Source organism: Thermoactinomyces sp. CICC 10523 (genome assembly GCF_016055105.1).
GTDB classification, from domain to species: domain Bacteria; phylum Bacillota; class Bacilli; order Thermoactinomycetales; family Thermoactinomycetaceae; genus Thermoactinomyces_A; species Thermoactinomyces_A daqus.
This window is the reverse complement of record NZ_JAECVX010000019.1, coordinates 23,968-30,627: the sequence shown is the minus strand read 5'-3', so window position 1 is coordinate 30,627 and position 6,660 is coordinate 23,968. Positions and strand designations below refer to the sequence as shown.

Here is a 6,660-nt window from a genome sequence, read left to right as displayed (position 1 = left end):
CTGAAACCACCAGATCCACCCCACAAAGCCCGCGGCTTTTCAACCAGCTGAAAAACTCGTTCCAACTGGCTTCAGACTCACTGTCCCCCAGCATCAAGCTAATGACTTCCCGGTGTCCTTCCTGGTTGACGCCAATAGCCATGAGAGCGCCTCTGGCCCGCACACGTCCCTCCTCGCGGACTCTGAGTACCATAGCATCGACGATGAGGAAGGGGTACCGCTCGTCCTGCAATTCTACATGGGTGGTTAGTTTATGGGGATAAGAGCCGTTCCGGTAGCCTTGGCGTTCCTCTGTACGCTCATACGGCTCCGCAGACAAGTGTTTTGTCACTTGAGCCTTCAAGATCTGGTTCAGAACTGATTCCAGCATCATCTTTTGAATCTTTCAAAAACAGGTGGTGCAAAATCTCCGAATCTACGGTAATCTGGTATTGATCTATTGTGAAACCTCCTCGATTGGGAATGGTTGACAACTATTATTCTAACCGAGGAATTTCACTAGGGCGTGTCCGGTGAATATTCTAAGATTCCATGATAAAATGAAAATTAACATAACATTTCGTAAGGGGACATCTATGATGAGACGGCGATACGAAATTACGGATGAAGCTTGGGAAAAGATTGCTCCATTGTTACCCTCAAACGGTAAGCGTGGAGGTCAATGGAAAGACCACCGGACCATTTTAAACGGGATTCTTTGGAAGTTTGGGACAGGAGCTCCTTGGAGAGACCTCCCCGAGCGCTATGGTTCCTGGAAAACCTGCTATTATCGCTTTACTCGTTGGCAGAAGGATGGAACCTGGGATCGCTTGCTGAAGTATGTCCAAACCTACTCCCATGCTGTTTCCGATGTCGACTGGGTTGTTTTCGTCGACAGCACAATCGTCCGAGCTCATCAGCACGCCGTAGGCGCGCCCAAAAAAGGGGGATCCTCACTTCCAAAATGAGGCACTGGGTCGGAGCCGTGGAGGACTGACGACCAAAATTCATCTTGCTTGTGATGGGAAAGGTCGTCCTCTCTTCTTCAGTAAAGAACGATATGCACGTCGAAACATGATTTGTATTAACCGTCTGAAGCAATGGCGTGGCTTTGCCACGCGCTATGAAAAACGGGCGGTTTATTTTTGTGCTGCCATTACCTTGATTTCCCTGATGATTTGGCTCAATTAGTGATTCACCAGACACGCCCTAGTAAATACCAACTTCGGAACAGTCTATCCGACTGTGAACAGCCCTTTCTGGAACGAATCGGGGCATTCTGCACCTTTTGTCTGAGATAAACCCGTCCTAAAGTTTGCAAAAGGTACGCATCAGTAACGTCATGCAAAAGTTAAACGTCAAAGGACGATCCCAAGCCGTGGTGGAGTTGGTAAGATTGGGCGAATTAAAGATCTAGTTTGCATGTGACCCTGCCGCATTTGCAAAGAAGGCAGGGGTTTTTGTGTTTAGGGGGGAGGGGGGCTTTTTGCAAATCAACATAGAGAAAGCTCAGGTCGTCCGACAGATCTTCGATTGATACCCAAGGGACGGATGGGGTTTCAAGCACCTTGGTCCAGCGCTTGATCCAAAATCCCATTTATTGCGGAGATTTTATCTTAAATCAATATATCAAAATCAAGATCGGTGGGCGTAAGAAACAAATCCTCAACCCCCAGGCGAAATGGCTGGTATTTAAAAATCATCATGTGCCGATCGTCTCCCGGGAAATCTGGGAAAAAGCCAATCCAAAAGAAAGGAATGGTGAGAAGGTCAACATTACCCCATGGAATGATTTGCTGGGAATCTGCAAGTACAGTGAATGCAGGTCCAATATGGTCGTTGTACGAACGATCAAAAAGCTTTCAGATGGCTCCAAGCGGACATACCGCATCTCAAAAAAGTTGATGGATTTTATCTCGATACGGCATTAAAACAGGGTAGGAGAGTCAAATGGTAAAAGGAGTTGAAAATATTGGTTGACAGTTTACGAAGTATTTTAGAATTATTAGAGGAGTTAAATGCTAGATGCAAAACGCCTATTATTTCTCAAAATGAATTTAAGGAGGAATATGAAAATCTCAACGATTTTACTCAGTTACAGCCACAAATTAGTGAATTGATACATGATATAAAAGAATTAGATGTTAAAAATATTGATCTTATTGTTGAAAAATTAATCCATCTCCACCTTAAACTTTCTGACTGCATTTGGCACATTGACCAGATCCACGAGTTAGTGAAAAGAGCATGTGCAAATATACGAAATTCGTTAGACTAGATTTTGTATACCTCACTAGGCATTTTTGTGTACTTGGTGGGGTTTTTTTTACAGTTAGTATAACAGTGCTGAAGGAAGAGTTAAGAGAAAGTAATGTGGGTAGTAAGAGGCCAGTTTATTCGAAGCAGGAACGGTAGGGGTTGTCAGTTTTGCCCAACCAGTGATCGATAAAGCCACAGCATCAATCAAACCGATGTTGGCCAAGATTCCGATCGTCAATAATTTGGAAAATTGCTTCGCGTACAATCAAATGCTGGGCTACTTCATCAGAGCTGTTGGGTGAAAAATATCCAGGAAAAGAAACAGACAAGATCGTAGCTTTCTTTGAATACAATGTTTGCCCCAGTTTCGAGTGGAGTGACTCGATATGAACATGATAAAGATGGGAATAAAAAGCCATATATGGGTGTCATTGAGCGATTTGCTATAAAACACCCGAATGTAACGATTGAAATGTATGACAGCAAAGGCGGGAAGCTCATTCGTAGAGGGATTGACGATTTTCCAGAGTTGGTGTTTAAAGTATCCAGAGTTAGTAGGGAAAAATATTCCGATTTATATAAAAACTAACTGGAGGTAAATGATATGAGTAAACTAACCGACTACTGCCAGTTTGAACAGAATTGGTCAATCCTATGAAATTACAGCACTGGATAATCAATACGCTTCCAGACGAGAGATAAAGTCTAGACGAAGGAGGCTTAAGAGGGGTTATTTTTATGGGGTGGCGTAAATGGACCGCTGAGTTAAAATGAAAATTATAATGGCTACAACAGTACCGGAGACTTGGTGGAACGGGACATCTTCGACAAAAAAGGCAACCTGATCGGGGTTGGTTGGATTTCAGTTTATTGAGGTTTGGATTTGGAAAGTTAGTCGTTAAATTTATTCAAGAGATGTTCAATAAAAATTGTCGGGCAGAAGCCTAAATGAAGCTCATTTTTGGGATGAATAGGGGCGAAGACGATGAATGACCATCTCTTCTAGGATATGAGGGCACTTTCACGAGCCTTTCGGGCGGGTTAGACGTGAATGATTAGCGCGAATTTTATATCGTCGATCAGGAGTAGTCAAAAAACTGGGGATTGATGACATTTGTCTTTGTTTAATGATGAATGAGTAACAAGAATGTGCTAAAATAATGAAAGGTTTTATGCGGATTTTTGGGGGTTATGAAGTACCTATAAGGTATTGAAACATTGATCTGATAATCGGGACATAACGCAATGGAAGTGGTTATGAAGTACCTATAAGATAACAATGTTTTGTGATGATACATGTTTGTACTAATTTGGAGCTGAGATTGCTCCTTTTTAGTTGTCTGTTTAATTTGACGACAAAAGAGAGCGATTCGGCAAGGGGCAGAAAATGGTTCTAATCATTCTATTCCAGGGCGTGTCTCATGAATATTCTATGTAAAATGAAAAAATATAATATTTTGTATGGGAATATCTAGACCACCGGATCGTTTTAAACGGGATCCTTTGGAAGAGTACCTTGGAGAGACCTCCCTGAGAGTTATGGTTCTTGGTAAACCTGCTATTATCTCTTCATTCCTGACACGATTCCAGAACGTAAAAATCAGGCTGAGCGCCGGTCCGAAAAGCCAAGTCGTTCTCTCTCTTCAGTAATGAACGATACGCGTGTTGAAACATGATTGAACGTTGTATTACAACCAAGCAATGATAAGGATGAAAAAGGATGAGGCTAAAAATCATCATGAATTCGGATAAACCCATACCGCTTCCAAAATATTACCAACATATCCTCCAAGCGGTCATTTATGAGCTGATTGGGGATCCAACTGTGAAGGAGTTCCTTCACAACCAGGGGTTTCTGTGGGAAAAACGGTCATTCAAGCCCCTTTCCTTCTCATGGCTGCAAGGACGGTATGAGGTTAACCGGACACAAATCGTTTTTCACTCTCCAGTTGCTTTATATCTTAGCTCTCCTTGGGAGCGGTTAATTCGGTTGCTCTTGGAAAATTTGTTTAAACGGGATGGTATTCAGTTGGGCAAGACTCAAGTTTCCATCTCAGATGTAGAGATGTTGCCAGATTCTGTCTTTGAAAAACAAACCTTCATTCGGACACTTTCGCCGATCACGATGTATTCCACTTTAACCGCGCCAGACGGAAGAAAAGTGACCCATTATTATGATGCGAGGGATCCGCAATTTTCGGAGTTGTTGCGCCGGAATCTGGTAAAAAAAGCGCTGGCTTTTCACAACTTGAATCTGAGCGATGCTCCTTTTTCAATATGGCCAGTAGGTGGAGAAAAGGATGGATTGCGGCAACACACGATCCGTTACAAGTCCTTGATTATCAAAGGGTGGATGGGGGTTTTTGGCATGGAAGGGGATGCCAGACTGCAGAAAATCGCCTATGACATGGGACTTGGGGGGAAGAATGGCATAGGTATGGGATTTATCACTGTAAATGATTGAAGGAGGTGAACTTGTTGATTCAAGCAATTGCTAAGTTAGGGAGAAGAAGTATTCAAAAATCAGGAAAAAGTTTGGTTGAGATCCAAACCCAATCCATTCATCCTCAAAAATATCCCCACTTGATAGTTCCCGACGTGAAGGGGACTTTTTTATGTCCCAAGTTGAAGAAACCTCCTGTCTTTATTGAAAAAGGGACTTCGAGCAAAAGATTTCAGCAAGGAATTTCAAGGAGTGGTTCTGAAGGACGAAGCCTGTTCATTGTTTTTGAGAAAATTCGATGAAAGGCTTCAAGCCACTATCAAACATCGAAAATTACGGAGAAATGTTTCCTATCGGTCATTAATCCGCATGGAACTTTACAAAATCCAAAAACATTTGATTGGGGAAGAAGAGTACGAGCCTTATAAATCGTTATGGTAGGAGGAACAATGGCTTGTTCGTCATATTGGTCTAATGACGTGAATCAGAAGAGGGTTGCCAAGGTGTTGAAAAAATGTCGTGTCTATCTCCATTGGGTACAAAATTCCGTGTTTGAGGGGGAAATTACTCCAAGCAATCTTTATAAGCTGAAACACGAACTTAACCGATTGATCGATAAGAGTGAAGATTCCGTTATAATTTACACATTTAGGACCTTAACCTATTCCAAACGGGAAGTGTTAGGGTTGGAAAAGAGTCCATTGGACAACTTCTTATGACACTTTCGTCGTCGATCGGAAGTGGTGCAAAAAACCCCGTGGATCTACGACATTTTTTCTTTTATTTTTTAATTCATTTGTTTCTTGAGTGAATAAGAGAAAAAGAATGTGCTAAAATAAAGGAAAATTTTATGCGGGTTTTCGGGGTTTAGGAACTACCTATAAGGAATTGAAACTAAAACCATCCCTCGCGGATTTGACTTTCCTTCTCTTTGTTTAGGAATTACCTATAAGGAATTGAAACCACCATCGTAATAGCTGTACCACTTGCCGGACGTGACCAGGTTTAGGAACTACCTATAAGGAATTGAAACATTGCCATCTTTTGAATCGTGTTTACATGGCTGTAAGTTTAGGAACTACCTATGAGGTATTGAAGCTTGCTCTCTATCCCTGTCTTTCTTTAACGTGGATTGGAAGGGATGGCAGGAAAAACGTCTCCTGACAAAGAGTGTGAACCATTATGAGGAGGTCACCGGCTTTGGTAACCACTTTGGTAGGAGTAAAGCCGGTTATATCCGGTTTGTAAGGATCTCGATCAGCAGGTTGGGTTTTGACCCATTCAACGAAATTTCTGTACAATTCAGGGATGCACTGAAATCCTCCCATATCCATATCGGTATCCACGAGCGATAAAATCCCTTGGACATTAACGGGAATCGGGTTTAATGAAGTATCGATATCCCAATGGATAAAGCTTTTGTACTCATGACCAGGTTTTACTGGAAAGTTAAGGTTACACCGGTCAATGGTCACCCATAAATGTTCTGTTCCCCAAATGTCAACAAAGGCGTTATAGATTTTTTCATTCATGCGATTGTCCCACAGGTACTGATGATGGTATAACTCAACCATTCCGGTACCCGCCAGCTCTTTCATCTTTATTTCTCGCCGCGGCGCTGTATACCAGGTAGATGGATCATTCGGGGCTTTTTCTTCAAACTCCCAGATCAAGTCGACTAAGCGATCAATGTTTTTTTGGGGAACAGCATCGTGGATGATGACATAACCATTTTCCTGCCAGAACTCCCAATCTTCTTCACTGAGAACCCGAAGGGGCTCGTTATTCAAACGTTGATTCAAAGGCGTGGTAATTGTCAGTGAATCATGATTCCCTTTCGTTAATTTTTCGTTCATTTCGGAATCCTCCCTCCATCGCTAAAGAACCTTGTATCATCAGCATAGGGTATGAAATGCATTTCAGGTCAAGATGATTTTTTTGAAAAAAATAAATTAAAATCAAATTGAGAAAGGAAGTGA

General features: G+C 42.1%; 5 protein-coding genes and 4 pseudogenes. 7 read left to right on the top strand and 2 right to left on the bottom strand.

Features of this window, described 5'->3' with window-relative positions; genetic code table 11:
• Nucleotides 1–440 (bottom strand): annotated as a pseudogene (locus I8U19_RS16475) (transposase); the annotation flags it as partial.
• A gap of 135 nt (nucleotides 441–575) precedes the next feature.
• Here I8U19_RS16475 and I8U19_RS16470 point away from each other — a divergent pair.
• The 7 genes and pseudogenes from I8U19_RS16470 (at nucleotide 576) to cas2 (ending at nucleotide 5,400) form a co-directional block, all read left to right on the top strand.
• A pseudogene (locus I8U19_RS16470) lies at nucleotides 576–1,170 on the top strand (IS5 family transposase).
• 139 nt (nucleotides 1,171–1,309) lie between these two features.
• Nucleotides 1,310–1,396 (top strand): annotated as a pseudogene (locus I8U19_RS17805) (helix-turn-helix domain-containing protein); the annotation flags it as partial.
• A 151-nt stretch (nucleotides 1,397–1,547) separates the two neighbouring features.
• Nucleotides 1,548–1,910: a recombinase family protein gene (locus I8U19_RS16465; protein ID WP_198056546.1), complete on the top strand. Its 363-nt coding sequence runs from the start codon at nucleotides 1,548–1,550 to the stop codon at nucleotides 1,908–1,910.
• Nucleotides 1,911–1,951: 41 nt separating this feature from the next.
• Entirely contained in the window at nucleotides 1,952–2,257 is a 306-nt protein-coding gene (locus tag I8U19_RS16460) for a hypothetical protein (protein ID WP_198056545.1), read from the top strand.
• Between the two features lie 1,701 nt (nucleotides 2,258–3,958).
• The gene (gene cas6, locus I8U19_RS16455) at nucleotides 3,959–4,702 is read left to right on the top strand and encodes a CRISPR-associated endoribonuclease Cas6 (RefSeq protein WP_198056544.1); all 744 of its coding nucleotides are present in this window, start codon (nucleotides 3,959–3,961) and stop codon (nucleotides 4,700–4,702) included.
• A 14-nt stretch (nucleotides 4,703–4,716) separates the two neighbouring features.
• Complete coding sequence (locus I8U19_RS16450) at nucleotides 4,717–4,983, top strand: hypothetical protein (RefSeq protein ID WP_198056543.1); 267 nt, start codon at nucleotides 4,717–4,719, stop codon at nucleotides 4,981–4,983.
• Between the two features lie 152 nt (nucleotides 4,984–5,135).
• Nucleotides 5,136–5,400: pseudogene (gene cas2 / locus I8U19_RS16445) on the top strand (CRISPR-associated endonuclease Cas2).
• 387 nt (nucleotides 5,401–5,787) lie between these two features.
• Here cas2 and I8U19_RS16440 read toward each other — a convergent pair.
• Nucleotides 5,788–6,537 carry a phytanoyl-CoA dioxygenase family protein gene (locus I8U19_RS16440; protein WP_232337307.1) on the bottom strand — a complete coding sequence of 250 codons (750 nt, stop codon included), beginning with the start codon at nucleotides 6,535–6,537 and terminating at the stop codon, nucleotides 5,788–5,790.
• Nucleotides 6,538–6,660 lie beyond the last annotated feature (123 nt).

Excerpts from the sequence above, each read along its gene's own strand:
- cas6 (WP_198056544.1), top strand. The coding sequence starts at position 3,959 with ATGAGGCTAAAAATCATCATGAATTCGGATAAACCCATACCGCTTCCA.
- I8U19_RS16440 (WP_232337307.1), bottom strand. The coding sequence starts at position 6,537 with ATGAACGAAAAATTAACGAAAGGGAATCATGATTCACTGACAATTACC.